Here is a 26,118-nt window from a genome sequence, read left to right as displayed (position 1 = left end):
TGCTAAAACTCAAACTGATAGAGCAAATCGAGTGCCTGGTCTACGCCAGACACCGCTTCCAGATATAGCTTAGGCATCAGGCGATAGCGTAACGTGAGCGTCGCCAGCGAGTCAAAGATCCCCACACCATATTTCACCTGCAGACCTGGCAGTACATAACCGCTGACCACCACCTGAGAGGAGTCACCGACCCCCTGGGTGTCCAGCGCCAGGTTGCTTACGCCAAAGGTCTCGCCGATTTTACCCACAACCTGACCACTTTGTGCAACCCCCAGGCCGACTAACATTGAGGTCATCGCCGCGCTGTCGCTCTGATTGCTGTCCAGCCCCTGCCCGCGCAGCAGGTATGAGAGCGCTTCCTGCTGGGACATTGCCGGGTCGGAGAAAATTTCCGCTTTCGGTTCATCCGCGGTGCCGGTCACGCGCACCCCGGCGATCACGTCATTTTCGGTGGCCTCAGGATTACGGATCGCTTCGATATTCAGCAGCGGCTGGTCCGGCGGACCGGAGAACAGCAGCTCGCCTTTACGCACAATCAAATCCTGGCCGTAGGCATGGAAGCGCCCTTCCGGGATGTTGATCTGCCCGTTCAGGCCCAGACCCTGCTTATCCTGCGCGACTTTCAGATCGCCGGTCAGCCTTGCCTTCAGCCCAAACGCATCCAGACGGACGTTGTTGCCCACGTGCACTATCAGGTTGCTGTTGATTGGGATAGAGGCGCTCTGCGGCTCCTCCGGCTGCAGGTTGTTGTTGAGCATCACCTCATCGCTGGAGACGCCCACCGCGCTTTCCGGCAGCTCATGCACCACGATACGCGCCCAGGGCACATCAACGCGGCCATCGAGGGTGAACAGCTGCGGCGTGGCCTCAAAGACCACGTCCGGCGAGACGTCTAAACGCACCATCGGCGGCACGGTGATACGCACCTTGCTGCCTTTGGCCGCGACGCGCGCGCGCCAGTTATCAAGCTGGCTCCAGTCCGCATCGCCGCTGAGGTTGATCTGCCCCTGCTGGGTACGTACGGTGCCCGCCAGGGTCGAGCTCATACCGTTGAAGTTCATCGCCAGCTGGCTCGGCAGCATATCGAACGGCATAAAGTTGCCGTCGATATCCACCCCGTTCAGCTGCAGCTGACCAAACAGCTGCGGGCTTTGCGCGCTGCCCGCCAGACGTAAGTTGGCATTCAGCATACCTGCCGCCTTCTCACCGCGGGAGAAGATGGCGTTGGCCATCGCCAGGTTGAGATTGCGGATATTGACGTTGCCGCCCAGATTGCGCCGTCCCTGCGGATCGGTCACCTGGATCTGGCCGTCCAGCTGGCCGTTGTTGGCAAGACGGATCAGCCAGCCCAGCTCGGCGCGGTTGTTATGCAGATCGGCGGTGAGATTCAGGGTGTCGAACGCCAGCGGCAGCGGCGCATCGTTCACCACCTGGGTCACCTTTACGTTACGCCCGGCGAGCGTGACGTTACCCTCCGGCAGCCCCGGTTTGGTGGCATCCCAGGAGACATCCGCCTTGCCGCTGAAGACGCCGCTCGCCTGGGTGGTGTCCGGCATGAACGGCTTGAGCATCGCCAGATCGAAGCGGTTGAGGTTAACCACCGCCCGTCCTTCTGCGCCCGCGTCAATGGTCTGAGGCACGCACAGCTCGGCGTTCGGGTTGGTCCAGCAGTGTGGCCCGATGCTGATTTTCTGCTCCGCGTTGCGGTAATCCAGGGCAATGGAGCGGGTTAACGACCACGGCCCCACCGGGGTGGCGAAGCGGGTGTTATCCAGAGTCCCTTTCCAGCGCGTCTCTTTGCGGTCAAAACTGCCCGCCAGATGCAGCTGGCCGGAAACCGGTTCACCCTGAATGCGCAGCTGCAGGTCGTGCTGCTTCTCGCTGCCTTTGGCCTCCAGCGTCACCTGGTCAAGGTTAACGCCCGGCTGGGAAATCCGATCCACCCGCAGGTTCAAATGCCCGGCGATCTGGTCGGTGGATTTCACGTCGCCGTCCACCCGCACGCGGGCGATGGTGAGCTCCTGCCAGCGCAGGCTGTTGGCGGTGATATCCGCCAGCAGCTGTGGCGCTTCGACCGTACCGCGCACCTTAACCAGTCCTTTCGCGGTGCCGCCCAGCCCAGGCAGGGCGTTATCAAGATTCGGCGCGTCGATGGTGGCATCGAGATCGAGATCTTTCACCCCCAGCTCGCCCTTGATGTCGGCGGTGTTGCGACCAAGCGCGACGTGCAGGCCCGGGATCACCCACTGCAGGTAGCTGTTGCCCCTCAGCGAGCCGTTCACATCCACCTTGTTCTGCTTCACGTTGCCGGTGATTTTCAGCTCCGGCACCTCCATCTGCCAGCTGCCGCCGTACAGACTGCCGCGCGTCTTAATCAGGCCGTCGAGCTTCGAAGGCCAGTCCGGCACCTCTTTGGCGGTGTTGATCCCGGTGAGCTTCAGCTCGCCGCGCCAGCTGATCGCCTTCTGCCAGTCGAGCAGCGCCCTCAGTTCGGTTTTACCCTCCAGCGCCGCGACCGTCAGCTTATCGAGGTTAATCTGCTGCTCGTTACCCTTCGCATCCAGGGTAATGCCCGCAGGCGGCAGTCCCTCCCCTTTCACTGACGTGCGGAACGACAGGGTGTAGTCGGTCATCTTGCCGGTGAGCTTCAGCTTCACGTCATCGGCCTGGTACTGCTTCTCGCCGGTAAACGGCCAGTACAGCTGCTCGCTCACCACCTCCAGGTTGAGCGGCAGGCCCGCCTCCGCCAGCCGGGTCTGGCCGCGCAGCACAACGTCTACCGGGCCCGAGAGGTTAACGCCGAACTCCAGCTGGTCGCGCAGGGCGCCGCCAACCTTCAGCTTCACCTTCTCGCCTTTAATCGGATCGATGTTCAGGGTGCTGTTGAGGGTGATATCGACCGGCCAGTTATCCTTCAGAAGTGCATTGCCGGTGGCGTTGACGCTGCCCTGGTTGGTGTCGATATCCAGCGCGTCGAGCTTCATGTTGCCGTCGATGCTGCTCACTTTCAGCAGCATGTTGAAGACCGTCAGATCGGTGTCACCGGTCAGGCGCAGCTGCTCGCCCTTGAACTCTTCGATATTGAGGTTCAGCGGCAGATGGACGTCGGTCATCTCCGGCAGGACCGGTTTAGAGAAGAGATCTTTCAGGGTTTCGCCCAGCGGTTTCTCTTCCGGCTGCGGGTTCTGAATTTTTGGCTCGACGATCTCTTCCTGCGCCACTTCCGCCACTTTCGGCAGGGCAATCAGCAGCCCCTGCAGGTTGGTCGGGGTTAAGGTCAGGTTTTTCTCCTGCCAGCGCAGGCCGGAGGTGAAATCCATCACCGATACGGTGGTGTCGTCGATTTTGACGTTGACGTTATTCAGCGCCACCCGGTAGAGCGCAATCGGGTACGGCGTGGAGAGATCCAGCGGGCCGCTCTCCTCTTCGGCGACCGGCGCCGACGGCGGCATTTTTTTCGAATCTATCGTCACAAATACATCTTTTAACGACAGATCGTTAATGCACAGGCTGCTGTCGCGCAGGCAGCCGAGCTTCACCGCCAGATGCAGATCCCCGGCATTCACCGCCACGCCCGGCTGGTCGTAGCGGACGTTTTTCAGATGCAGGTCGCGCCAGCCGCCGGTAACCTGGCCGATCTCCAGCCCCGGCACCCAGCGGTCTGCCGCCTTAAACAGCAGATGCAGGCCGCTGGTGGTCCCCACCAGATAAGCCACCGCAGCCAGCAGCAGCAGGATAAACACCAGTACGCCGAGGCTGATTTTCTTCCATAAACTCATAATTCAGGCCCCAGACCGATGTAGAACTGCAAACCGTGTTCCTCTTTGTCGCCCACCGGCACGGCGAAATCGAGCTTGATTGGCCCGACCGGTGACTCCCAGCGCACCCCGACGCCCGCGCCGGTTTTAAAGTCGCTGCGGCGGATATCGCTTACCGCCTCTCCGCTGTCGATAAAGGTCGCGCCCCACCATTTTCCGGTGACGTTGTATTGATACTCCAGCGAGCCGGTGGCCAGCTTCGAGGCCCCGATCAGCTTGCCGTCGTCATCTTTTGGCGCGATGGATTTGTATTTGTAACCACGAATGCTGCGATCGCCCCCGGCGAAGAAGCGCAGATCCGGCGGCACTTTTTCAAAATCGCCGGTTTCGATCCAGCCGAGGTTGCCGCGCACCACAAAGCGATGGCGGTCATAGAAGGTGCGGATCCAGACGTTCTGCGCCTGTACCACGGAGAAGTCCACATCCGAGCCCCAGGCGGTATTGGAGTAGTCTATCGAATAGCGCTGGGAGTCGCCCCAGTCCGGCATCAGCCCGCCGCGGGAGCGGGTCCGGCTGATCATCACCCCAGGATAGAGCAGCATGGTGGTGTTGGTGACGTTGGCCTGGGTAAAGTGGTCGAGACTCCAGCGCAGGTTGATGGCGCGCTGCCAGCCGCTGGAGAGATCCCAGTAGCGCGACACGGCGAGGGTCGTGGAGTCCGCTTCGGTATCGTTAAGATCGGTGCGCTTAAAGCCGCCCTGCACCAGGTAATATTGCTCAAGCGGGTTTTTCAGCAGCGGCATTTTATAGCTGAAATCGAGCTGCTGTTCCGGCGCGGAAAGGCTGAGGTTGCTGGTCAGGCTGTGGCCGTAGGAGTTCATCCACGGCTTTTTCCACGACGCTTTTACCCGCGGGCCGACGTCGGTGGAGTAGCCCACCCCGGTCTCGATGGTGTTCTCGGTGCGCGGCGAAACCACGCCGTGCAGCGGCAGCACTTTTGTCTGCCGCGATTTATCAAACTCCGGCGCCACGACCACCGAATTAAACCAGCCGGTGGCTGACAGGCGGCGGTTCAGTTCCGCCAGATCTTTTGATTCATAGTAATCCCCCTCTTTAAAGGGGATCAGGCTTTGCAGGTACTCGTCGCGGATCTGCGAGCCTTCGAAGGTGACGTCGCCAAAGCGGTAGCGTTCCCCGCTGTCGTAGTCGATATCCCAGAACGCCTGATGCCTGTCGAGGGCGATGCCGAGCTGGCTTTTATTGAACTGGCTGTCGAAGTAGCCTTTGCGCAGCGCGACCTTAGTCAGATCTTTTTTAAAGCCGTCATAGTCGCTGTGGTTGAGCACGGTGCCGTTTTTTGGCCGCGTGTTCAGCAGATCCAGATAGTCATGATCCGTGCGCGCGCCGCCGCGCAGCACCACGTCCGTGCCGCCGATCAGTACCGGTACGCCCGGCTTGACGCGGGCAATCAGCACCTGCCGCCCTTTGGCAGGAGGTGGACGCAGTTCGAAGTCGATGGTCGGTTCGTAGTAGCCGAGCGCTTTTAAACCGCCGCGGATGGCGTCGTCCACGCGCGCGCGAAAGCGACGGTCTGGCGTCACTTCGTCGCTCTGGATCGTGGAGAGCTGTGCGCGTACGTTTTTTTCCAGCGCCCCGGATAGCCCCTCAACCTGCAAACGAACATTCGCCGCGCTGGCGACTCCGCTTGTCAGCAAGACACTGACTAAACATAACTGGCGGATTTTTGGCACGTTTTCTCCTGAATATCCTTGTTTCCACCCCTGGAAGCATATGAAGTGCCGCTCCGCAGCAAATCACGGCATTAAGCCCAAAACCCAATAGACGGGTTGAAAAATGGTTAAACAACCTAATATTTCTTATGTTTAAATCTAGACTCATTCACCGCATTTATTGTGTTCAATTAAACGCGTCGTGACAACCTTAACCCAAACATCACCTACCCGGAGGCCACACCGTGAGTTTATTTGATAAAAAACACCTTGTTGCTCAGGCGGATGCATTACCGGGACGTAACACCCCTATGCCAGTCGCCACCCTGCACGCGGTTAACGGACACTCCATGACCAACGTTCCGGACGGTATGGCGGTCGCCCTGTTCGCGATGGGCTGCTTCTGGGGCGTCGAGCGCCTGTTCTGGCAGCTGCCGGGCGTCTACAGCACCGCGGCCGGCTACACCGGCGGTTATACCCCGAACCCGACCTACCGTGAAGTCTGCTCCGGCCAGACCGGCCACGCCGAGGCGGTACGCGTGGTGTATGACCCGAACGTCGTCAGCTACGAACAGCTGCTGCAGGTGTTCTGGGAAAACCACGACCCGGCGCAGGGTATGCGTCAGGGCAACGACCACGGTACCCAGTACCGCTCGGCGATCTATCCGCTCACGCCAGAGCAGGATGCCGCCGCCCGCGACAGCCTGGCGCGTTTCCAGCAGGCGATGCATGCTTCCGGTGACGATCGCCCTGTGACCACTGAGATCGCCAGCGCGCTGCCGTTCTACTACGCGGAAGACGACCACCAGCAGTATCTGCATAAAAATCCGTACGGCTACTGCGGTATCGGCGGCATCGGCGTTTGCCTTCCACCTCAACTGGCATAACAGTAAGCCGGTTTTGCCCGTTTACGAGCAAAACCGGCTCAAAAAGTGATCTCTGGCGGGTTTACAGACATTTACGCTATACTAGCCACTGAAATAACCGGCCTACTGCTTCGGACCGGTGTTCAAAATCTCTACACACCTGTATGACCAACTTCCCTCCGAGGATCCGGCGATAAGCTGGATAAGATATGTTAAACAGTATTTTAGTAATACTTTGTCTCATTGCCGTCAGTGCATTTTTCTCAATTTCAGAAATCTCGCTGGCCGCATCCCGTAAAATCAAACTTAAACTGCTCGCCGACGATGGCGACCTGAATGCCCAACGCGTCCTGAAAATGCAGGAAAACCCGGGGATGTTCTTTACCGTGGTGCAGATCGGCCTCAACGCGGTCGCCATTCTTGGCGGTATTGTCGGTGATGCTGCTTTCTCGCCGGTATTCCACGCCCTTTTCTCAAAGTACTTCTCTCCGGAGCTTTCCGAGCAGTTGAGCTTCATTCTCTCCTTCTCGCTGGTGACGGGCCTGTTCATTCTGTTTGCCGACCTGACCCCGAAACGCATCGGTATGATTGCGCCCGAAGCCGTGGCTTTGCGCATCATCAACCCGATGCGCTTCTGTCTGTTCGTGTTCCGCCCGCTGGTGTGGTTCTTTAACGGCCTGGCCAATACCATTTTCCGCCTGTTTAAGCTGCCGATGGTGCGTAAAGATGACATCACCTCTGATGACGTTTACGCGGTATTCGAAGCCGGTGCGCTGGCGGGGGTGCTGCGTAAGCAGGAGCATGAGCTGATCGAGAACGTGTTTGAGCTGGAATCCCGTACCGTGCCGTCATCCATGACCGGACGTGAGAACGTGATCTGGTTCGATCTGCACGAAGACGAGCAGAGCCTGAAGACCAAGGTGGCGGAACATCCGCACTCCAAGTTCCTGGTGTGTAATGAAGATATCGACCACATCATCGGCTATGTCGACTCCAAAGACCTGCTCAACCGCGTGCTGGCAAACCAGAGCCTGGCGCTGAACAGCGGCGTGCAGATCCGCAATACGCTGATTGTCCCGGACACCCTGACGCTCTCCGAAGCGCTGGAAAGTTTCAAAACCGCCGGGGAAGACTTCGCGGTGATCATGAACGAATACGCGCTGGTGGTGGGTATCATCACCCTGAATGACGTGATGACCACCCTGATGGGCGATCTGGTGGGCCAGGGTCTGGAAGAGCAGATTGTGGCCCGCGATGAGAACTCATGGCTGGTGGACGGCGGCACGCCTATCGACGACGTCATGCGCGTGCTGGATATCGACGAGTTCCCGCAGTCGGGCAACTACGAGACCATTGGCGGCTTTATGATGTTCATGCTGCGTAAGATCCCGAAACGCACCGACTCGGTGAAGTTCTCGGGCTACAAGTTCGAGGTGGTGGATATCGACAACTACCGCATCGACCAGCTGCTGGTGACCCGCATCGACAACAAGCCGACGGTGCTGGTACCGAAACTGCCGGACGCCGAAGAGAACGTATCGGCCTAAGCCAGAAACATCAACGGCTCCCATCGGGAGCCGTTTCTTTTACTGCATAGCACGTTGGTTAAGCCATCTCAGTTTGCAGACGCATAACCTGACGGTTGACTTCGGACATCACAGAAAAGTGCTGTTTATCCTTCACTTTCGGGACAAGGATTTTGCCCTTATCAAACTCAAAAGCGCCAACATCCTTGATATACAACCGTCCACGGAACAGGATTTTTACGTATTTAGCTACCTGAAGCGGATTGTAGCGTTGGAAAATTTTCATTCTATTATCTCCTGCGAATCATACGCTCTTGCGGCACCACAATCGGGCCGACCCTCTGGAGCGCAAATTTTGTTGCCCAATGACTATAGACGAGAAAAAAGGTGATACCCAGTCTGCATAAGTTTATTTACCTTTTGATGACAAATAATCAGAATATTCTTTGCAAACGTAACTTTCAGGCAGTATAAGCCATCGTTTTTGTGCAGATATGTGCGTTCCCCCTCACTCTGGCACCGGGATTGCGGGTAAAGCGCCGCGATCGCACTTATGATTAAAACGTCAGACCAAGTGGTCGGATCACCTGCTAAAAACAAAAAGGAAAACACCATGACCTTACGTAACATCCTGGCAACTGCCTGCCTGATGCTGCCACTGATGGCTTCCGCACATAATTTTGAGAAGGGACAACGTGTGCCGCCGGTGGGCATTGCCGACCGGGGAGAATTGATCCTCGACAATAATGAGTTTAGCTACAAAACCTGGAATAGCGCGCAGCTCGTGGGCAAAGTGCGAGTGGTGCTACATATTGCCGGTCGCACATCGGCAAAAGAGAAAAACGCAACCCTGATTGAAGCGATCAAGGCGGCACATTTACCAAAAGATACTTATCAGACCACTACCGTCGTGAACACCGATGATGCGATCCCGGGCTCCGGCATGTTCGTGCGCAGCAGCCTTGAGAGCAATAAAAAGCTCTATCCATGGTCACAGTTCATTGTTGACAGCAACGGTGCCGCGCGTAGCGCCTGGCAGCTGGAAGAAGAGAGTTCGGCAGTCGTGGTGCTGGATAAAAACGGTAACGTGCAGTGGGCGAAAGACGGCGCCCTGACCCAGGAAGAGGTGCAGCAGGTGGTTGCCCTGCTGCACAAGCTGCTCGGTCAGTAAAGCGAGACCCGGAAGCCCGGATTGAGGAAAGATTCACGCGGGGTATAGTCGAGCGGCTTGCCCTGCCAGTCGTGAACGTGTGCACCCGCAGCGGCGGCAACGGCATGGCCTGCCGCCGTATCCCAGACGTTGGTCGGCCCGAAGCGCGGGTAAAGCTGCGCCTGCCCTTCTGCCACCAGGCAGAACTTCAGCGATGAGCCGATGGACGTCGTCTGGTGCTCACCCAGCTGATGCAGATACTCCTCCAGCTCATTATCCGAATGCGAGCGGCTGATCACCACCAGCGGTGGCCGGGCGTCACGGACCTGGATCTGCTTGCGCACCCCGCACTCTTCTTTCCACGCTTTGCCTTCGGCGGCGCTGTACATCACCTTAAGCACCGGGGCATAGACCACGCCCAGCACCGCTTTGCCTTTATCAATCAGAGCAATGTTTACCGTGAATTCACCGTTACGCTTGATGAACTCCTTGGTGCCGTCCAGCGGATCCACCAGCCAGTAACGCTGCCAGTGCTGGCGCTGGTCCCAGGGCTGAGGATCTTCTTCGGACAGCACCGGAATATTGGGCGTCAACGCCTGCAGACCCTGCAGGATCACCCCGTGCGCCGCGAGATCGGCTGCAGTGACCGGGGAGTCGTCGATTTTACGGATCGTGTCCATTGGGATCTTGCCATCGTAGACCTGCATAATGGCATCGCCCGCATCCCGTGCGAGCTGACAAATTTTATCTAACATTCTCCACCTCTTTGTTAACACAGTGGGTTTAACTCTTTGTTTTATTTATATCGCATTGTGAATAAATCCGCTATCTGTGAAGCAATTCCGGTTTCAGGACCCTTTTTTCTGGCAGGATTCACAATTCTGTAAGCAAAAAAATATAGATACATATTCTTTTGTGGCCTGGATCTAAAAAAGGACTCCTCTGATGATTAAGTTTAGCGCAACGCTCCTGGCGACGCTGATTGCAGCGAGCGTACAGGCGGCGACGGTCGATCTCCGCATAATGGAAACCACCGACCTGCACAGCAATATGATGGACTTCGACTACTACAAAGACGCCCCGACGGAAAAATTTGGCCTGGTGCGCACCGCCAGCCTGATTAACGCCGCCCGTAGCGAAGTGAAAAACAGCGTGCTGGTCGATAATGGCGACTTAATTCAGGGTAGTCCGCTTGGGGATTACATGGCAGCGAAGGGGCTAAAAAAGGGCGATGTGCATCCGGTATATAAGGCGCTGAACACCCTGGATTACGCGGTGGGCAACCTCGGCAACCACGAGTTTAACTACGGGCTGGACTACCTGCACATGGCGCTCTCCGGCGCGAAGTTCCCCTACGTTAACGCCAATATCATCGACGTTAAGACCAACAAACCGCTGTTTACGCCTTACTTAATTAAAGAAACGACAGTCGTCGATCAGGATGGCAAACAGCAGACCCTGAAGATCGGCTATATCGGTTTTGTCCCGCCGCAGATCATGACCTGGGATAAGGCTAACCTGAGCGGCAAAGTGACGGTCAACGACATCACCGAAACCGCCCGCAAGTATGTGCCGGAGATGCGCGAGAAAGGCGCCGATCTGGTGGTAGTGGTGGCGCACTCGGGTCTCTCTGCCGACCCATACCAGGCGATGGCGGAAAACTCGGTTTACTACCTCAGCGAAGTCAAAGGGGTGGACGCCATTCTCTTCGGCCACGCTCATGCGGTGTTCCCGGGCAAAGATTTCGCCAGCATCAAAGGGGCCGACATTGCGAAAGGAACCCTGAACGGCGTGCCAGCGGTGATGCCGGGCATGTGGGGGGATCACCTTGGGGTGGTCGATCTGGTGCTGAATAACGACGCCGGGAAATGGCAGGTCACGCAGTCGAAAGCCGAAGCCCGACCGATTTACGATCTGGCCGCCAAAAAAGCGCTGGTGAGCGAGGATAAAAAAATCGTTGAGGTGCTGAAGCACGATCACGACGCCACCCGCGAGTTTGTCAGCAAACCGATCGGTAAATCCGCCGACAACATGTACAGCTACCTGTCACTGGTGCAGGACGATCCTACCGTACAGGTTGTGAACATGGCGCAGAAAGCCTACGTGGAGAAATATATTCAGGGCGACCCGGACCTGGCGAAACTGCCGGTGCTCTCCGCCGCCGCGCCGTTTAAGGTGGGTGGACGTAAAAACGATCCGGCCAGCTACGTTGAAGTGGAGAAAGGCCAGCTGACCTTCCGTAACGCCGCCGATCTCTATCTCTATCCGAACACCCTGGTGGTGGTCAAAGCCACTGGCCAGGAGGTGAAGGAGTGGCTGGAGTGTTCCGCCGGGCAATTCAACCAGATCGATACCCACAGCAGCAAACCACAGTCGCTGATTAACTGGGACGGTTTCCGTACCTATAACTTCGACGTGATCGACGGCGTGGAGTACCAGATTGACGTGTCGCAGCCGGCGAAATATGACGGCGAGTGCCAGGTGGTGAATGCCCAGGCCGAGCGCATCAAGAACCTGACCTTTAACGGCAAGCCGATCGACCCGAAAGCGACCTTCCTGGTGGCGACCAACAACTACCGCGCCTACGGCGGGAAGTTTGCCGGAACCGGCGACAGCCATATCGCCTTCGCCTCACCGGATGAGAACCGCTCGGTGCTGGCGGCGTGGATTGGCGAGCAGTCGAAGAAGCGTGGCGAAATCCATCCGGCAGCGGACAACAACTGGCGTCTGGCCCCCATCCACAGCGACGTGAAGCTGGATGTTCGCTTTGAGACCGCGCCAACGGAAAAAGCGGCGGCGTTTATCAAAGAGAAAGCGCAGTACCCGATGCAGCAGGTCGCCACCGATGAGATCGGATTTGCGATTTATCAATTAGATTTGAGCAAATAGTCGTTTATGTAGGCCGGGTAAGGCGAGGTAAAAGCAAAACGGCAACGCAAGTTGCCGTTTTTAGTGTTTGCGCCCTCGGACCAAAGGAGAGGGTTGGGGTGAGGGCATCAGGCCGCACAATTTTATATAATCACGCCGCTCGCTCCCCCCTGTTACTCATCACCTGCGGTAAGTTCAGCTCTATCCAGTCGGCCAGCGCCGCCACCTTCTCGCTCACCTCTTCCCCCAGCGGGGTCAGGCTGTACTCCACGTGCGGGGGCACCACCGGATACGACACCCGGTTGATAAAGCCATCCTGCTCCAGCGCCTGCAGCGACTGGGCCAGCATCTTCTCGCTCACCCCACCCATCTTGCGACGCAGATCGCTGAAGCGATGCGTTCCATCACGCAGCGCCACCAGAATCAGCACGCCCCAGCGGCTGGTCACATGCTTGAGCACATCCCGGGAAGGACACTGCTCGGCAAACAGGTTGCCGTCGCGCAGCTGCTCGCTGAGGGTCTGATTCGTCATTTGATACTTACCTTTTTGTGCGTACTTACTAAAAGTTAGCTTGAGTGATAGTGTGCCACAACAGTCACCCGATACGAAGGATAATCATCATGATCGCAATCACCGGCGCTACCGGCCAGCTCGGCCAACTCGTTATTGAACAGCTCCTGAAAACCGTTCCGGCCAGCCAACTGGTCGCCATTGTACGCAACCCGGCAAAGGCTGAGGCGTTGAGCCAGCAGGGCGTGACCGTGCGTCAGGCCGATTACACCGACCAGGCCGCCTTCACCCGTGCGCTCGCAGGGGTGGATAAGCTGCTGCTCATCTCCTCCAGCGAAGTGGGCCAGCGCGCCCCGCAGCATCAGAACGTTATTAACGCGGCAAAAGCGGCGGACGTGAAGTTCATCGCCTATACCAGCCTGCTGCATGCCGATACCTCGCCGCTGGGCCTGCACGTGGAGCATGTCGCCACCGAACGCGCCCTGGCAGAGTCGGGCATTCCTTATGCCCTGCTGCGTAACGGCTGGTATACCGAAAACTATCTCGCCAGCGCCCCGCCTGCACTGGAGCACGGCGTCTTCATCGGTGCCGCCGGTGAAGGCAAAATCGCCTCTGCCACCCGCGCCGACTATGCCGCTGCCGCCGCCCGCGTCATCAGCGAAGAGGGCCATGCCGGTAAAGTATATGAGCTGGCGGGCGACCACGCGTGGACATTAGGAGAACTTGCAGCCGAACTCAGCCGCCAGAGCGGTAAAAACGTGGTCTATCAGAACCTGAGCGAAGCCGATTTTGCCGCCGCGCTGAAGGGCGTTGGCTTACCGGCGGGCCTGGCGGATATGCTGGCCGACTCCGACGTGGGCGCCTCGAAAGGCGGTCTGTTTGATGAAAGCCGCACCCTGAGCGCGCTGCTGGGTCGCCCGACCACAACGCTTGCTGAGAGCGTGAAGGGCATCCTGTAATTGTTAAAATGTCGTTAATTAGTGTGGCATCCCCGCGGGTCATCTCTGATAATGACAGTCTGACCCGCGAGGAGGCTCACCGTGCAAGGCGTACCCGAACAGTTCTTCGATGAGAGAGACAGCGCGCGCTTTCGCCATCTGGCGCAGGTGCCTGGCGTCGAACTGTATCACGCCCATATCTCCCGCTACGCGTTTGAGCCCCATACCCACGAGGCCTTCGGGATCGGCGCCATAGAAGCCGGTGCCGAACGCTTTCGCTATCGCGGGACGCAGTACGTCGCCCCGGTCCACTCCGTCGTCACCATGAACCCTGATGAACTTCACACTGGCGAGGCCGAGACCGCCGACGGCTGGCGCTACCGGATGATCTATCTCGAACCGGATCTGCTTGAAGAGGTGACCGGCATCCGCCACTGGTGGTTCAGCGACGTTACCCGCCACGATCCCCGCCGTTCGCAGCAGATCTGTCAGCTGATCTACGGCCTGTGGCATACCGACGATCCGCTGGCACAAAAAGGCTTGCTGCTGGACCTGATTGATACCTTTCAACCGCTGGCGCGCCATGCGCCTGTCCTGCACGAAGGGGCACATCGCTTCGAGCGGGTGCGCGACTACCTGCATGACAACTATATGCACTCCCTGACCCTTGATGAGCTGGCGCAGGTGGTGTCGCTCAGCCCGTACCATTTCCAGCGCCAGTTCAAGGCCCATTTTCACGTCACACCCCATCAGATGCTGATGGCCATCCGCCTGTGGCGCGCCAAAGCCTTTCTCACCCAGGGACTGCCTGCGGCAGAGGTGGCCGCCGCGACGGGCCTGACCGATCAGTCACACCTGACCCGGGCGTTTACGCGTCGGTACGGCATCACTCCCGTGCGCTACCAGAAACAGGTAACGCAGCGCTAATGCGCAATCTCATACAATACGTCCCCCCTTTTGTCTTTCTACACTGCCAGCAGGTTCAAATAAGATGGATGGAAAAATGATTAGCGGCGTGTTGTATGCCCTGCTTGCAGGGTTGATGTGGGGGCTGATTTTTGTTGGTCCGCTGATCGTCCCGGAATACCCGGCGGCGTTGCAGTCGATGGGACGCTATCTGGCGCTGGGGCTTATCGCCCTGCCGATCGCCTGGCTGGGCCGGGCGCGGTTGCGCCAGCTTAAAGGCCGGGACTGGCTGACCGCGCTGTCGCTGACCATGATGGGCAACCTGATCTATTACATCTGTCTGGCCAGCGCAATCCAGCGTACCGGGGCGCCCGTCTCGACGATGATCATTGGCACTCTGCCGGTGGTGATCCCGGTGTTCGCCAATCTGCTCTACAGCCAGCGCGACGGTAAACTGCCGTGGTCGAAGATGGTCCCCGGACTGCTTGCCATTGCGCTGGGGCTGGTGTGCGTGAATATCGCCGAGCTGCGTCATGGCGTGGCCGGGGGCAGCGGCTGGCGCTACGTGTCCGGGATCCTGCTGGCGTCGGTGTCGGTGGTCTGCTGGGCATGGTATGCCCTGCGTAACGCCCGCTGGCTGCGGGAAAACCCCGACAAGCATCCGATGATGTGGGCCACCGCGCAGGCGCTGGTGACGCTGCCGGTCTCGGTGGTGGGGTATCTCGCCGCCTGCGCATGGCTGAACGTGCAGCAGCCGGACTTTGCGCTTCCGCTGGGGCCGCGCCCGTGGGTCTTCCTTGGGCTGATGGTAGCAATTGCGGTGTGCTGCTCGTGGGTGGGTGCGCTATGCTGGAACGTTGCCAGCCAGAAATTACCGACGGTGATATTAGGGCCGCTGATTGTCTTCGAAACCCTGGCCGGGCTGCTGTATACCTTCCTGCTGCGCCAGAGTCTGCCGCCGCTGTTAACCGGCACGGGGATTGTGTTGCTGGTGGTGGGCGTGGTGATTGCGGTGAGCGCGAAACCGGAAAAACCCCTGGTTGTTCCGGCTTCGGAGCTGTAGGTATCGCCCGGCGGCGAGGTAAAAGCAAAACGGCAACCCTGGGGTTGCCGTTTTTAATGTGTGCTCCCTCTCCCGGTGGGAGAGGGTTGGGGTGAGGGCAACAGGCCGCACACTTCCCAGGCCGGGTAAGGCGAAGCCGCCACCCGGCAGGTTTTAGAAGGTTTCCCAGTTCGCGTCCGTCGTCGCCAGCACCGGCTTCGCTTTTGCGGTATAGGTTTTCACCGGCGCGGCCTTCGCCGTCTGGCTCTTTGTGATCTTAAACACCGCCACCGCCTCGTTCAGTCGCGCTGCCTGCTCTTCCAGCGCTGCTGCCGCCGCCGCAGACTCCTCAACCAGCGAGGCGTTCTGCTGGGTCACGCGATCCATCTCGGCCACCGCCTGACCGACCTGATCGATACCCCGGCTCTGCTCATCCGAAGCGGAAGCGATTTCGCCCATGATGTCGGTCACGCGGGTGACGGCGCTGACGATCTCCGCCATCGTCTCCCCGGCTTCGTTCACCAGCGCGGAACCGGCGCTGACGCGCGCGCCAGAGTCGTCGATCAGCCCTTTAATCTCTTTCGCCGCCTGGGCGCTGCGCTGGGCCAGCGTACGGACTTCCCCTGCCACCACCGCAAACCCGCGTCCCTGCTCTCCGGCACGCGCCGCTTCTACCGCCGCGTTCAGCGCCAGGATGTTGGTCTGGAAGGCGATACCGTCAATCACGTTGGTGATCTGGGCGATTTTACTGGAGCTGTTGGCAATCTCGTCCATGGTGCGCACTACGCCTTCAACCACGTTCCCGCCTTTCTTCGCGGTACTCGAGGCATCCAGCGCCAGGCGTGACGCCTGACGGGCGTTATCGGCGTTCTGCTTCACGGTGGCGGTCAGCTGTTCCATGCTGGCGGCGGTCTCTTCCAGCGAGGCCGCCTGCTGCTCGGTACGGGAAGAGAGGTCGTTGCTGCCTGCGGAGATCTCACCGGCACCGGTATAGATGGTATCTGCCCCATCGCGAACCACGCCCACGGTGTTAGCCAGCGCCTTCTGCATCTCGTGTACGTTATGCGCCAGCATCGCCATTTCATTGTGACCTTCGGCGTTAACGGGCTGGGTCAGATCCCCTGCGGCAATGGCGCGAATATGGGCAATCACCTCGTGCAGCGGCTTCAGCAGGACGTTGCGCATGGCGATCCAGCTGGCGACAATCACCGCCACCACAATCACCATAATTGCCGTCAGGATCCACAGAATCCGCTGGTAGTCGTTCTCGTTGTCAGTAATGCCTGCGCTGGCCAGCTTCGCCTGGGCTTCACGCCATTCACGATATACAGCCTGCATTGCCACCTGCTTCTGCTCGGCATTCTGCCTGAACATGTCGTCCAGGTTGCCCTGCGCCAACAGCTCGTTCATTTTCGTCAGCGTGGTGTGGTAAGCGCGGTACTGCTCTTCCAGCCGATCGGCCAGCTTCTCATCCAGGCCCGGCGTTTCCGGCAGGGCGTAATATTTGTCGTAGTGTCCCTGGGCTTCTGCCAGCAGGTTTTTGCCCGCCGTCACCAGCTCGCCCAACTGGCCGCCGTTGATTTCGCTCGCCGTGCTGCTCTGCAGACGGAGCATACCGCGGTTAAGGGTGACGCGCGCCTGGTTCAGGCTGATCCACGCGTCGGTAAACTCCGCCACGTTCTGGCTTGAGAGCTGGGAGACGGTGAAATTGTCCTTATCGTTATTCAGGGCATTGATAAATACCGACGCCGCGATGATTTGCATCACCCCCAGCACCAGCAGCACCGAGACTAACAGGGTGATTACTTTAATACGTTTAAACATTCTCAGTCTTCTTTTGCAGGATATTGTCTGAGGGGTATATCGGCAGGGAGGGCATGTTATTTAACAAATCGTGGTCTAACCACCCCTATTATTTGGAAATTATCAAATCCATTCAGCAAGTTAAATCATAAGAAACTTTTGTGAATTGCCCCCTTTTTAATCCTCTGCTCCTAAAGGGTTATATCTTCACCTTAAAGATGCATTTAAAATACATCTTATCAAATAACGATGAGGTAACGACCATGGCCTTCCGCGACCAACCTTTAGGCGAGCTGGCGCTCTCCATCCCACGCGCTTCCGCGCTGTTTCGTAAATACGATATGGATTACTGCTGCGGCGGTAAGCAGACCCTGGCGCGTGCCGCATCGCGCAAGGAACTGGATCTGGACCTCATCGAAGCTGAACTGGCAAAACTGGCCGAGCAGCCGCTGGAAAAAGACTGGCGCAGCGTGGCGCTGGCAGAGATCATCGACCACATCATCGTGCGTTTCCATGACCGCCACCGCGAACAGCTGCCGGAGCTGATCCTGCAGGCCACCAAGGTTGAGCGCGTCCATGCCGAAAAAGCCTCCGTTCCGCGCGGCCTGGCGAAAAACCTGACCCTGCTGCATGAAGAGCTCTCCAGCCACATGATGAAAGAGGAGCAGATCCTGTTCCCGATGATCAAACAGGGGATGGGTAGCCAGGCGATGGGGCCTATCAGCGTGATGGAAAGCGAACACGACGACGCCGGTGAACTGGTCGAAGTGATTAAGCACATCACCCATAACGTGACCCCGCCTGCGGATGCCTGCACCACCTGGCGCGCGATGTATAACGGGATTAACGAGATGATTGACGACCTGATGGAACACATCAGTCTCGAGAATAACGTGCTGTTCCCGCGGGCGCTTGCCGGGGAATAAAAAAAGCCCGGTAGCGCTAACGCTTACCGGGCCTACAAACGGCAACCGAAGTTGCCGTTTTGCTTTTACCTTACACCTGCCATACGTTTCTTACCGATAAACAGCCAGCCCAGCCCCAGCGCGATAAACCACAGCGGCGTGACGATCAGCGCCTGACGGGTATCCTCTTCCAGCGTCAGCAGGACCAGTACGAACACGAAGAACGCCATGCAGACCCAGCACATCAGCTTGCCAAGCGGCATCTTGTAGATCGATTTTTCATGCAGGTGCGGACGCTGTTTGCGGTACACCAGGTACGAGCACAGGATAATGGTCCAGACGAACATGAACAGGATCGCAGAGACGGTGGTGATCATGGTGAACGCGCCAATCACGCTTGGGTTCACGTAGAGCATCACCACGCCGCCCAGCAGGCAGATACAGGAGAAGGTCAGCCCTTTCGCCGGTACCGCACGCTTAGAGAGCTTCGCGAACGCGCTCGGCGCTACGCCTTCCTGCGCCAGGCCAAACAGCATACGGCTGGTGGAGAACACGCCGCTGTTGGCCGAAGAGGCCGCTGACGTCAGCACCACGAAGTTAATCAGGCTCGCCGCAGCCGGCAGGCCTACCAGCACAAACAGCTCAACGAACGGGCTCTTGGTAGGGACGACGGAGCTCCACGGCGTAACCGACATAATGACGATCAGCGCGAAGACATAGAACATGATGATACGCACGGGAATGGAGTTAATTGCCCGTGGCAGCGACTTCTCAGGATCTTTGGTTTCTGCGGCAGTGGTGCCCACCAGCTCAATCCCCACGAAGGCAAAGACCGCAATCTGGAAGCCGGCGAAGAAGCCGCTCAGCCCTTTCGGGAACCAGCCGCCGTCATTCCACAGATGGGTAAACGAAGCCTGCACGCCGCTCGGAGAGGTGAAGTGCGTCATCACCATCACCAGGCCGACCACGATCAGGCCAACGATGGCGACAATTTTGATCATCGCGAACCAGAACTCCATTTCACCGAACATTTTCACGGTGGCGAGGTTAAGGCTCAGCAGCAGGACGATGACCGCCAGCGAGGCTACCCAGTCAGACAGCCCCGGGAACCAGAACTGCGCATAGGCCGTAATGGCGACCACGTCGGCCATGCCGGTAACAACCCAGCAGAACCAGTAGGTCCAGCCGGTAAAGTAACCCGCCCACGGCCCGAGCAGGTCGGAGGCAAAGTCGCTGAAGGATTTGTATTCGAGATTCGAGAGCAGCAGCTCTCCCATTGCACGCATCACGAAAAAGAGCATGAAGCCGATGATCATATAGACAAAAATGATCGACGGACCGGCAAGGCTAATGGTTTTACCTGAACCCATAAACAGCCCGGTGCCGATAGCACCGCCGATGGCGATAAGCTGAATATGACGGTTTGTGAGATTGCGCCGTAGCGACTGTTCAGACGGTGCCTCTTCGTCGGCAACGACTTTTACCTGATCTACCATGTGATGTTTTCCTGTTGTGACTACCTGTGTTGTTCAGGCTCTTCTGGCCCTTTATTACATCGAAAAGCGACGGCCCCGATTAAGGACTCATCGATATTAGGTAAGAATCGGCGGGATGAATACTATGATTTAAATATTATGTTAACAACATGTTGAAACTGAGTGTCATATCACTTAAGTAACGCAAAACAGCTCACAAAAATACACTTACTGTGACCTTTTGCAAGATAATCTGTTGATTGGCGCGTAACTATAGGTTTTTTAACTGATTTCCCCTCCCCTGTCGGGGAGAGGAAGAGGAAGGTCGCTTACAGGATTTCCAGCAGCTCAACTTCGAAGACCAGGGTGCTGAATGGCGGGATGGACGCGCCAGCGCCGCGCTCGCCGTAGGCCAGGTTCTGCGGGATAGTCAGTTCCCATTTAGAGCCAACCGGCATCAGGGTCAGGGCTTCGATCCAGCCTGGGATCACGCCATTTACCGGGAATTCTGCCGGTTCGCCGCGGGCAACGGAGCTGTCGAACACGGTACCGTCGATCAGTTTACCGGTGTAATGCACGCGAACGTGGTCGGTACGCGCCGGGATTGGGCCTTCACCCTGAGTCAGTACGCGGAACTGCAGGCCGGTTTCGGTGCTGTTCACGCCTTCACGCTCACGGTTCTCTTCGAGGAATTTCTCGCCTGCCGCAGCCATCTCTTCGAAACGGGCGCGACGCACGGAGTCAGCACGTTCGTGGATTTCACGCAGCGCGCGGTGAACCACATCTACCGGAACCGCCGGTTGTTTACCTTCCAGCGCATCGGCGATACCCGCCACCAGCGCTTCAGGTAACAGACCCTGCAGACCTGATTCGCTCAGCTGCTGTCCTACCTGCAAACCAATGCCGTAGCTTGCTTGCGCTTCGATTGTGTCAAAAGTCGGGGTGGTCATGGGATTTCCTTCCATCACATTTAAAGTAGCGGGCAGCATAACAGCCACCTTCCATCCGGTAAAACTTTGTCTTATGGAAAGATGACAAATTGCGACGAAACGGAAACAATAGAGACTATCTGGATTTTTCCCGAATGCGTGTCACGGAAGCCGGCTTTGTTACGCTCATCAGGCAGTTAGCAAACTATACTTCTCGGGACAGGAAAAAAGACGCGGAGCAGGAGGAGAGCCATGCCCGGGCCATTTGAACTAAAACCTACCCTGACGAAAATCTGGCATGCGCCGGATAACTTTCGCATCATGGACCCGCTGCCGCCCCTGCACCGCAGAGGCATTATTATTGGTGCGTTGATGGTGATTGTCGGATTTCTGCTGCCAGGCGGCGCGGACGACAGCGCGACGACGCCGGTTCGTCGCGATGCCGAACTGGATATTCGTTCGCAGACGCAGCCGCAGCCCGACGCACAGCCGATCCAGACGCAGCTGGTGGCCCCGTCTAACGATCCCGGCCAGATCGCCCCTGTTGAGCCGGAGCCGATTCAGGAGGATCAACCCCAGGAGCAGGCCGCCGCGCCTGTCCAGTCCCGGCAATCCCCTCCCGGTATTGAGCAGCAGTGGCGGACCTATCGGGTAGAGCCGGGTAAAACCCTGGCGCAGCTGTTCCGCGATCATAACCTGCCGCCGACCGATGTCTATGCCATGGCGCAGGTTGAAGGAGCTGGCAAGCCGCTGAGCAATCTGCAAAACGGCCAGATGGTGCAGATCCGCCAGAATGCGAGCGGCGTGGTAACCGGGCTGACCATTGACAGCGGAAACGGCCAGCAGGTGCTGTTTACCCGTCAGTCTGACGGCAGCTTTATCCGCGCTAAATAGCAGTTCGCCCGGTGGCGTAAGGCTTACCGGGCCTGCTTTCCACTCTCTTTATTGACCCACCAGATCCCTGAGCAGACCAGCACCAGCGCCACGGCATATTTGATCTCGAGGATATTCTCACCGAGGAAAATGGCCGAGAGTACGGTTCCGGCGACCGGCACTAAAAAGTTGAACGGGGCGATCATGCTTACGCGGTTGTGTTTCAGCAGCAAACTCCACAGGGCAAACGCAACCGAGGAGAGCAGGGTCAGATAGCCGAGGATAGCCGCCGCCTTGAAGCTGGGGACGGCCAGCGTTCCGCCGGTGATGTAACCGCCCACCACCAGCATCACCCCGCCAATCGCCAGCTGCCAGCCGGTCATCACCATCGGGTCGACCGTCTGAGAAATGCGTTTACCGTAGAGCGTGGCGGCAGAGAGAATAAACGCCGCCAGCACCACAAAACCGTCCCCGTTCCAGACAAAGTGGAAGTCCTGCAAGCCGCTGTTAAAGTTCACGATCATCACCCCGGCAAAACCGAGGATACACCCGAGGGCCTTGTTGTAGCTGATCCTGTCGTTCTGATAGATGAAGTGCGCCAGCATAACGCTGAAGAAGGTGGCGGTCGCGTTCATGATCGAGCCTTTAGCACCCGTTGTGTAGGCGAGGCCGATATAAAAGAAGGTGTACTGAATGGCAGTCTGCGTCAGGCCAAGGACCGTCAGCTGTCCGAACTGTCGCGGGCTGAGCCGACCAATCGGCTTGCGCTGAGCCAGGGCTAACAGCAGCAATAGCAGGCCTGCAAAAACAAAGCGATAACCGGCAAAGACCACTTTTGACGGAATGTCGTTGGCGGCTATCTGAAAGAGTTCATAGCCACTCTTAATGGCGGGATAGGAGCTACCCCATAACAGGCAGCACAGCGTCGCGCTGGCGAAGACGATGTTTTTACGGGAGAAAAGCGGTGCAGGCAGAGCGGTGTCCATGACAAATCCCAAAGATAAAATGTCGTTTCATTTTATTATCAGGGAATGCGCAAGGAATAGCCACCATACAAGTCACAAAGAAAGGGGCCGGTCGCGTTAAAAAGCAAAACGCCGGCACAAGGCCGGCGCTTCGACGTGGTGAAGAGTAATTACTTACTCAGCAACAACGTTAACAACCAGTTTCGCGAATACTTCGCTGTGAACCTGGAAGTCCACTTCGTGCTCACCGGTGGTACGCAGAACGCCGTTCGGCATACGAACTTCGCTCTTAGCCACTTTAACGCCAGCTGCAGTTACTGCATCAGCGATATCGCGGGTACCGATGGAACCGAACAGTTTACCTTCGTCGCCTGATTTAGACGCGATAGTAACGGTGCCCAGTGCGTTGATTTCTTCAGCGCGAGCGTTAGCAGCCGCCAGAACGTCAGCCAGTTTGGCTTCCAGTTCAGCACGACGTGCTTCGAAAAACTCTACGTTTTTCTTGGTAGCAGGAACAGCTTTACCCTGTGGAACCAGGAAGTTACGAGCGTAGCCCGCTTTAACGTTTACCTGATCACCCAGGCTGCCCAGGTTTGCTACTTTATCAAGCAGAATAACTTGCATTACCTTATCCTCTTAAAGTCGTATTAATGGACCGTGCCCGATTACTGATGACGATCAGTGTACGGCAGCAGGGACAGGTAGCGAGCGCGTTTGATAGCGCGAGCCAGCTGACGCTGGTATTTTGCACGAGTACCGGTGATACGGCTTGGGACAATCTTACCGCTTTCGGTGATGTAGTTTTTCAGCGTTGCGATATCTTTATAGTCGATCTCTTGAACGCCTTCCGCGGTGAAACGGCAGAACTTGCGACGACGGAAATAACGTGCCATTTGGCTAGTCTCCAGAATCTATCAAATCAATCTGCTCGGCATGCAGAACTAGTTTGCTCAGGCCGTTCTTTGCCTTGTGGCAAGAGATGAACCCCTGAACCGTTACTGCACTACCGACCGTTATACTGTGAGTAATGGCCTGGTTTTCGTGTCCGCTAATAATAACGGGCATTTGGCACCACGCCTGCCGGTGAAACCCGGCTTCCTCCTGCACTGAACGATGCTCAAGCACGAACTGGCAGTGAGGAATTCCTGATGGGCTGACCTTGCGAAGTGGGGTCCTGCACACGGTACCGGACAACACCAGACGGTTGGTCATCAGAAATTACTCTTCAGAATCCCCAGCATCAGAATCATCTGCGGTTTCGTTTGCGAAATCATCGCGACGCTCACGGCGCTCGTCTTTCGCTTTAACCATCGGAGATGCTTCGGTCACTGCGTTTTTGGTACGCATAACCATGCTGCGGATAACGGCATCGTTGAAGCGGAAGTTAGTTTCCAGCTCATCGATCGCTTCCTGCGGCGCTTCAACGTTCAGCAGAACGTAGTGAGCTTTGTGCAGTTTGTTGATCGGATAAGCCAGCTGACGGCGGCCCCAGTCTTCCAGACGGTGGATCGTGCCTTCTGCTGCAGTGATTGCACCAGTGTAGCGCTCGATCATACCCGGAACCTGTTCGCTCTGGTCAGGATGGACCATAAAAACGATTTCGTAATGACGCATCGAATTGCTCCTTACGGATTATTCAGCCTCCTGTCTGGGTCAGCCGAGGCCCGGGGAGGCAAGGAACGTGTTAAAGGTCGGCTGAAAAATTGACGCGTCATAATACTTGCGCCCCCCAGGAAACTCAAGCTGATTGCGCAAATAATTCGCACAAAGCGCAAAGCGGGTCTAAGTGGGTGATTTACCATTGCTCACGGACGATCGCGGCGTTTTTTTGAACAACAGCATCAGAAATGGTCGCCATAGCCTGTGAGATTCATGCTTACACTTTAATCAGACCCTGTCTCAGGATAAAAGACAGCCGTGAATATCGTCGCACCGTAGTTTGTCGTGGAGCGCATATCATGAAAAAGATCACCATTGCCCTTCTGGCTGCGCTTTTGCTGAGTGCAAACGCGACTGCAGCCATTCAGGTTGACGGCCGACAGGCCAGAAATATGGATGATGTGCAAAGCCTGGGCGTCATTTATATCAACCATAACTTCGCCACGGAAAGTGAAGCGACTGAAGCCATTAATGCAGAAGCCGATGCGCGGGATGCCCGCTACTATCACGTCATGCTCACCCGTGAACCGGGCAGCAACGGCAATATGCACGTCAGCGCAGATATCTATCGGTAACGCTTTGACGCTAGCACCAGGAAAGCCAACAACGAAAAAATTGTCATAGTCTGATTAGCCCCCTGCCCGGGGGCTTTTTTTCTTCTTTTACTTCTCTTACTTCTGGCCGTAATAGGCATTGGCACCATGCTTGCGCATAAAATGTTTGTTCATCAGATAGCTGTCGACGGGCTTCAGGTGCGGATTAATGCCGCGAGCTATCCACGCCATTTTCGCGACCTCTTCCATGACTACGGCATTATGCACGGCATCGTGAGCATCGCTTCCCCAGGCAAAGGGGCCATGCTGATACACCACAATACCCGGTCTGTGCAGCGGTTCACCCTCTCCCAGCGTTTCAATGATCACCTTGCCGGTATTGAGCTCGTACTCGCCCTGCACTTCTGCTTCGGTTAGGGCCCGGGTACAGGGGATATCGCCAAAGAAGTAGTCGGCATGGGTAGTGCCGAGCGCCGGGATCGCCAGCCCTGCCTGCGCCCAGGCGGTCGCATGGGTCGAGTGGGTATGCACCACCCCGCCAAGAGAGGGGTAACGCCGGTACAGCACCAGATGGGTCGCGGTATCAGACGAAGGGCGCCATTGTCCCTCCACCACGTTGCCGCTGAGATCTACCACCACCATGTCATCGACGCGCATGGTCTCGTAGGCGACCCCGCTGGGTTTGATCGCCACCAGCCCACGCTCCCGATCGATGGCGCTGACGTTTCCCCAGGTGAAGGTAACCAGACCGTAGCGCGGCAAATCCATGTTTGCCTCAAATACCTGCTGTTTAAGCTGCTTCATGCTGATCCTCTCCGAGCCCGGCTCGCGCCATCCGCTCACGCACCCAGTCGCGCGCCAGCGCCACTTCGCGAACCGGATCGTCTGAGGTTTCGCTCCACATTTCGATCAGATAAGGCCCGCAGTAGCCGCTCTGTTTTAGCGTCTGGAAGCAGCGTTCAAAATCGACGATCCCGCTGCCGAACGGCACGTTTTTGAAGACGCCGGGGCGGGTGTCTTTCACATGGACCGCCACGATATGGCCGATGCCCGCCTGCAGTTCCATCTGCACGTCGTTATCCCACGCCGAGAGATTGCCGATATCGGGATAGAGCTGGAACCACGGATTATTCAGGTAGTGGGCATAGCCCAGCGCCTTGCTGATGGAGTTCATCAGCGGGTAATCCATGATCTCCATCGCCAGCGTCACCTGCGCACGGCTGGCCATTTCCACGCTCTCTTTCAGCCCATCCCGGAAACGGCGGCGCGTTTCGTCATTGGCTTCCTGATAGTAGACGTCATAACCGGCCAGCTGGATAACGCGGATCCCTACGTCCTGGGCAAAGCGAATCGCTTTACGCATGATCTCAAGGCCCTCTGCCCGCACGGCGTCATCTTCACTGCCGAGCGGGAAGCGACGGTGGGCGCTAAGGCACATTGATGGCACGCGCACGCCGGTTTCGGCGACGGCGTTCACCAGCGCCAGACGCTGTTCGCGGCTCCAGTCGAGACGGGAGAGGCGCTCGTCCGTCTCATCCACCGACATCTCGACGAAATCGAACCCCAGCGACTGCGCCAGTTTCAGTCGTTCGAGCCAGCACTCCCCCGAGGGGAGCGCCTTTTCATAGATGCCAAGCGGCACCTGTTTGCTTAACATAGC

The 26,118-nt window shown here is 57.5% G+C and carries 25 protein-coding genes; 10 read left to right on the top strand and 15 right to left on the bottom strand.

What is annotated here, in order from left to right; genetic code table 11:
- Positions 1-2: 2 nt before the first annotated feature.
- Positions 3-3,779 (bottom strand): autotransporter assembly complex protein TamB, encoded by a 3,777-nt coding sequence (gene tamB, locus FFB58_RS13150; protein ID WP_138370103.1) that lies wholly within the window; start codon positions 3,777-3,779, stop codon positions 3-5.
- On the bottom strand, positions 3,776-5,509 hold the full coding sequence (tamA, locus tag FFB58_RS13145) for an autotransporter assembly complex protein TamA (RefSeq protein ID WP_138370102.1): 1,734 nt from the start codon (positions 5,507-5,509) through the stop codon (positions 3,776-3,778). The genes tamB and tamA overlap by 4 nt, the downstream gene beginning before the upstream one ends.
- A 224-nt stretch (positions 5,510-5,733) precedes the next feature.
- Between tamA and msrA the strand changes: the two genes are divergently transcribed.
- Positions 5,734-6,375 (top strand): peptide-methionine (S)-S-oxide reductase MsrA, encoded by a 642-nt coding sequence (gene msrA, locus FFB58_RS13140; RefSeq protein WP_039028476.1) that lies wholly within the window; start codon positions 5,734-5,736, stop codon positions 6,373-6,375.
- 188 nt (positions 6,376-6,563) lie between these two features.
- Positions 6,564-7,901 (top strand): hemolysin family protein, encoded by a 1,338-nt coding sequence (locus tag FFB58_RS13135; RefSeq protein WP_039028475.1) that lies wholly within the window; start codon positions 6,564-6,566, stop codon positions 7,899-7,901.
- 58 nt (positions 7,902-7,959) lie between these two features.
- On the opposite strand, the gene FFB58_RS13130 is transcribed toward FFB58_RS13135, so the two are convergent.
- Positions 7,960-8,166: a DUF1107 domain-containing protein gene (locus tag FFB58_RS13130; protein ID WP_032616223.1), complete on the bottom strand. Its 207-nt coding sequence runs from the start codon at positions 8,164-8,166 to the stop codon at positions 7,960-7,962.
- A 327-nt stretch (positions 8,167-8,493) separates the two neighbouring features.
- On the opposite strand from FFB58_RS13130, the gene FFB58_RS13125 reads away from it, so the two are divergent.
- Complete coding sequence (locus FFB58_RS13125) at positions 8,494-9,051, top strand: YtfJ family protein (protein WP_039028473.1); 558 nt, start codon at positions 8,494-8,496, stop codon at positions 9,049-9,051.
- Here the strand turns inward: FFB58_RS13125 and cysQ are convergent.
- Positions 9,045-9,785, bottom strand: coding sequence for a 3'(2'),5'-bisphosphate nucleotidase CysQ (gene cysQ, locus FFB58_RS13120; protein WP_138370101.1), 741 nt, complete (start codon positions 9,783-9,785; stop codon positions 9,045-9,047). The two genes, FFB58_RS13125 and cysQ, sit on opposite strands and share 7 nt — an antisense overlap.
- Before the next feature lie 190 nt (positions 9,786-9,975).
- Between cysQ and FFB58_RS13115 the strand changes: the two genes are divergently transcribed.
- A complete protein-coding gene (locus tag FFB58_RS13115) occupies positions 9,976-11,919 on the top strand; it encodes a bifunctional 2',3'-cyclic-nucleotide 2'-phosphodiesterase/3'-nucleotidase (protein WP_138370100.1) in 1,944 nt (647 codons plus the stop codon).
- A 130-nt stretch (positions 11,920-12,049) separates the two neighbouring features.
- On the opposite strand, the gene FFB58_RS13110 is transcribed toward FFB58_RS13115, so the two are convergent.
- On the bottom strand, positions 12,050-12,430 hold the full coding sequence (locus tag FFB58_RS13110; protein ID WP_039028470.1) for a helix-turn-helix domain-containing protein: 381 nt from the start codon (positions 12,428-12,430) through the stop codon (positions 12,050-12,052).
- Between the two features lie 89 nt (positions 12,431-12,519).
- Here FFB58_RS13110 and FFB58_RS13105 point away from each other — a divergent pair, with 89 nt between their 5' ends.
- From FFB58_RS13105 to FFB58_RS13095, 3 genes are all read left to right on the top strand, one after another.
- Complete coding sequence (locus FFB58_RS13105; protein WP_138370099.1) at positions 12,520-13,368, top strand: SDR family oxidoreductase; 849 nt, start codon at positions 12,520-12,522, stop codon at positions 13,366-13,368.
- An 81-nt stretch (positions 13,369-13,449) separates the two neighbouring features.
- Positions 13,450-14,274, top strand: a complete 825-nt coding sequence (locus tag FFB58_RS13100; protein ID WP_138370098.1) for an AraC family transcriptional regulator — start codon at positions 13,450-13,452, stop codon at positions 14,272-14,274.
- 76 nt (positions 14,275-14,350) lie between these two features.
- Positions 14,351-15,316, top strand: coding sequence for a DMT family transporter (locus FFB58_RS13095; protein ID WP_138370162.1), 966 nt, complete (start codon positions 14,351-14,353; stop codon positions 15,314-15,316).
- Between the two features lie 153 nt (positions 15,317-15,469).
- Here FFB58_RS13095 and FFB58_RS13090 read toward each other — a convergent pair whose 3' ends face one another.
- Complete coding sequence (locus tag FFB58_RS13090) at positions 15,470-17,119, bottom strand: methyl-accepting chemotaxis protein (RefSeq protein ID WP_138370097.1); 1,650 nt, start codon at positions 17,117-17,119, stop codon at positions 15,470-15,472.
- A 242-nt stretch (positions 17,120-17,361) separates the two neighbouring features.
- On the opposite strand from FFB58_RS13090, the gene ytfE reads away from it, so the two are divergent.
- A complete protein-coding gene (ytfE, locus tag FFB58_RS13085; RefSeq protein WP_103823313.1) occupies positions 17,362-18,024 on the top strand; it encodes an iron-sulfur cluster repair protein YtfE in 663 nt (220 codons plus the stop codon).
- Positions 18,025-18,089: 65 nt separating this feature from the next.
- Here the strand turns inward: ytfE and cycA are convergent, their stop codons facing one another.
- Both cycA and fklB read right to left on the bottom strand, forming a co-directional pair.
- The gene (gene cycA, locus FFB58_RS13080; protein ID WP_039028466.1) at positions 18,090-19,499 is read right to left on the bottom strand and encodes a D-serine/D-alanine/glycine transporter; all 1,410 of its coding nucleotides are present in this window, start codon (positions 19,497-19,499) and stop codon (positions 18,090-18,092) included.
- 308 nt (positions 19,500-19,807) lie between these two features.
- Positions 19,808-20,428, bottom strand: a complete 621-nt coding sequence (gene fklB, locus FFB58_RS13075) for an FKBP-type peptidyl-prolyl cis-trans isomerase (protein ID WP_039028465.1) — start codon at positions 20,426-20,428, stop codon at positions 19,808-19,810.
- Between the two features lie 231 nt (positions 20,429-20,659).
- Between fklB and FFB58_RS13070 the strand changes: the two genes are divergently transcribed.
- Positions 20,660-21,301, top strand: a complete 642-nt coding sequence (locus tag FFB58_RS13070) for an OapA family protein (protein ID WP_138370096.1) — start codon at positions 20,660-20,662, stop codon at positions 21,299-21,301.
- A gap of 23 nt (positions 21,302-21,324) precedes the next feature.
- On the opposite strand, the gene FFB58_RS13065 is transcribed toward FFB58_RS13070, so the two are convergent.
- The 5 genes from FFB58_RS13065 to rpsF all read right to left on the bottom strand — a co-directional run bounded on the left by FFB58_RS13065 (position 21,325) and on the right by rpsF (position 23,859).
- Positions 21,325-22,266, bottom strand: coding sequence for a DMT family transporter (locus FFB58_RS13065; protein WP_039028463.1), 942 nt, complete (start codon positions 22,264-22,266; stop codon positions 21,325-21,327).
- A gap of 153 nt (positions 22,267-22,419) precedes the next feature.
- Positions 22,420-22,869 (bottom strand): 50S ribosomal protein L9, encoded by a 450-nt coding sequence (gene rplI / locus FFB58_RS13060; protein ID WP_032616202.1) that lies wholly within the window; start codon positions 22,867-22,869, stop codon positions 22,420-22,422.
- A gap of 41 nt (positions 22,870-22,910) precedes the next feature.
- Complete coding sequence (rpsR, locus tag FFB58_RS13055; RefSeq protein ID WP_000135199.1) at positions 22,911-23,138, bottom strand: 30S ribosomal protein S18; 228 nt, start codon at positions 23,136-23,138, stop codon at positions 22,911-22,913.
- A gap of 4 nt (positions 23,139-23,142) precedes the next feature.
- Positions 23,143-23,457 carry a primosomal replication protein N gene (priB, locus tag FFB58_RS13050; RefSeq protein ID WP_039028462.1) on the bottom strand — a complete coding sequence of 105 codons (315 nt, stop codon included), beginning with the start codon at positions 23,455-23,457 and terminating at the stop codon, positions 23,143-23,145.
- A 6-nt stretch (positions 23,458-23,463) separates the two neighbouring features.
- Positions 23,464-23,859 carry a 30S ribosomal protein S6 gene (rpsF, locus tag FFB58_RS13045; protein WP_011915632.1) on the bottom strand — a complete coding sequence of 132 codons (396 nt, stop codon included), beginning with the start codon at positions 23,857-23,859 and terminating at the stop codon, positions 23,464-23,466.
- Between the two features lie 344 nt (positions 23,860-24,203).
- On the opposite strand from rpsF, the gene yjfY reads away from it, so the two are divergent.
- Positions 24,204-24,479, top strand: a complete 276-nt coding sequence (yjfY, locus tag FFB58_RS13040; protein ID WP_039028461.1) for a DUF1471 family protein YjfY — start codon at positions 24,204-24,206, stop codon at positions 24,477-24,479.
- A 96-nt stretch (positions 24,480-24,575) separates the two neighbouring features.
- Here the strand turns inward: yjfY and FFB58_RS13035 are convergent, their stop codons facing one another.
- Both FFB58_RS13035 and FFB58_RS13030 read right to left on the bottom strand, forming a co-directional pair.
- Complete coding sequence (locus FFB58_RS13035) at positions 24,576-25,262, bottom strand: L-ribulose-5-phosphate 4-epimerase (protein WP_138370095.1); 687 nt, start codon at positions 25,260-25,262, stop codon at positions 24,576-24,578.
- Entirely contained in the window at positions 25,249-26,115 is an 867-nt protein-coding gene (locus FFB58_RS13030) for an L-ribulose-5-phosphate 3-epimerase (RefSeq protein ID WP_138370094.1), read from the bottom strand. Before FFB58_RS13030 ends, FFB58_RS13035 begins: the two co-directional genes overlap by 14 nt.
- Positions 26,116-26,118: the final 3 nt, after the last annotated feature.

Origin of the sequence: Enterobacter sp. MF024, from assembly GCF_005843915.1 — a bacterium.
Taxonomy (GTDB): Bacteria; Pseudomonadota; Gammaproteobacteria; order Enterobacterales; family Enterobacteriaceae; genus Enterobacter; species Enterobacter barmai.
Note: the sequence above shows the minus strand (reverse complement) of the source record. Positions and strands in the feature narration are given on the sequence as shown.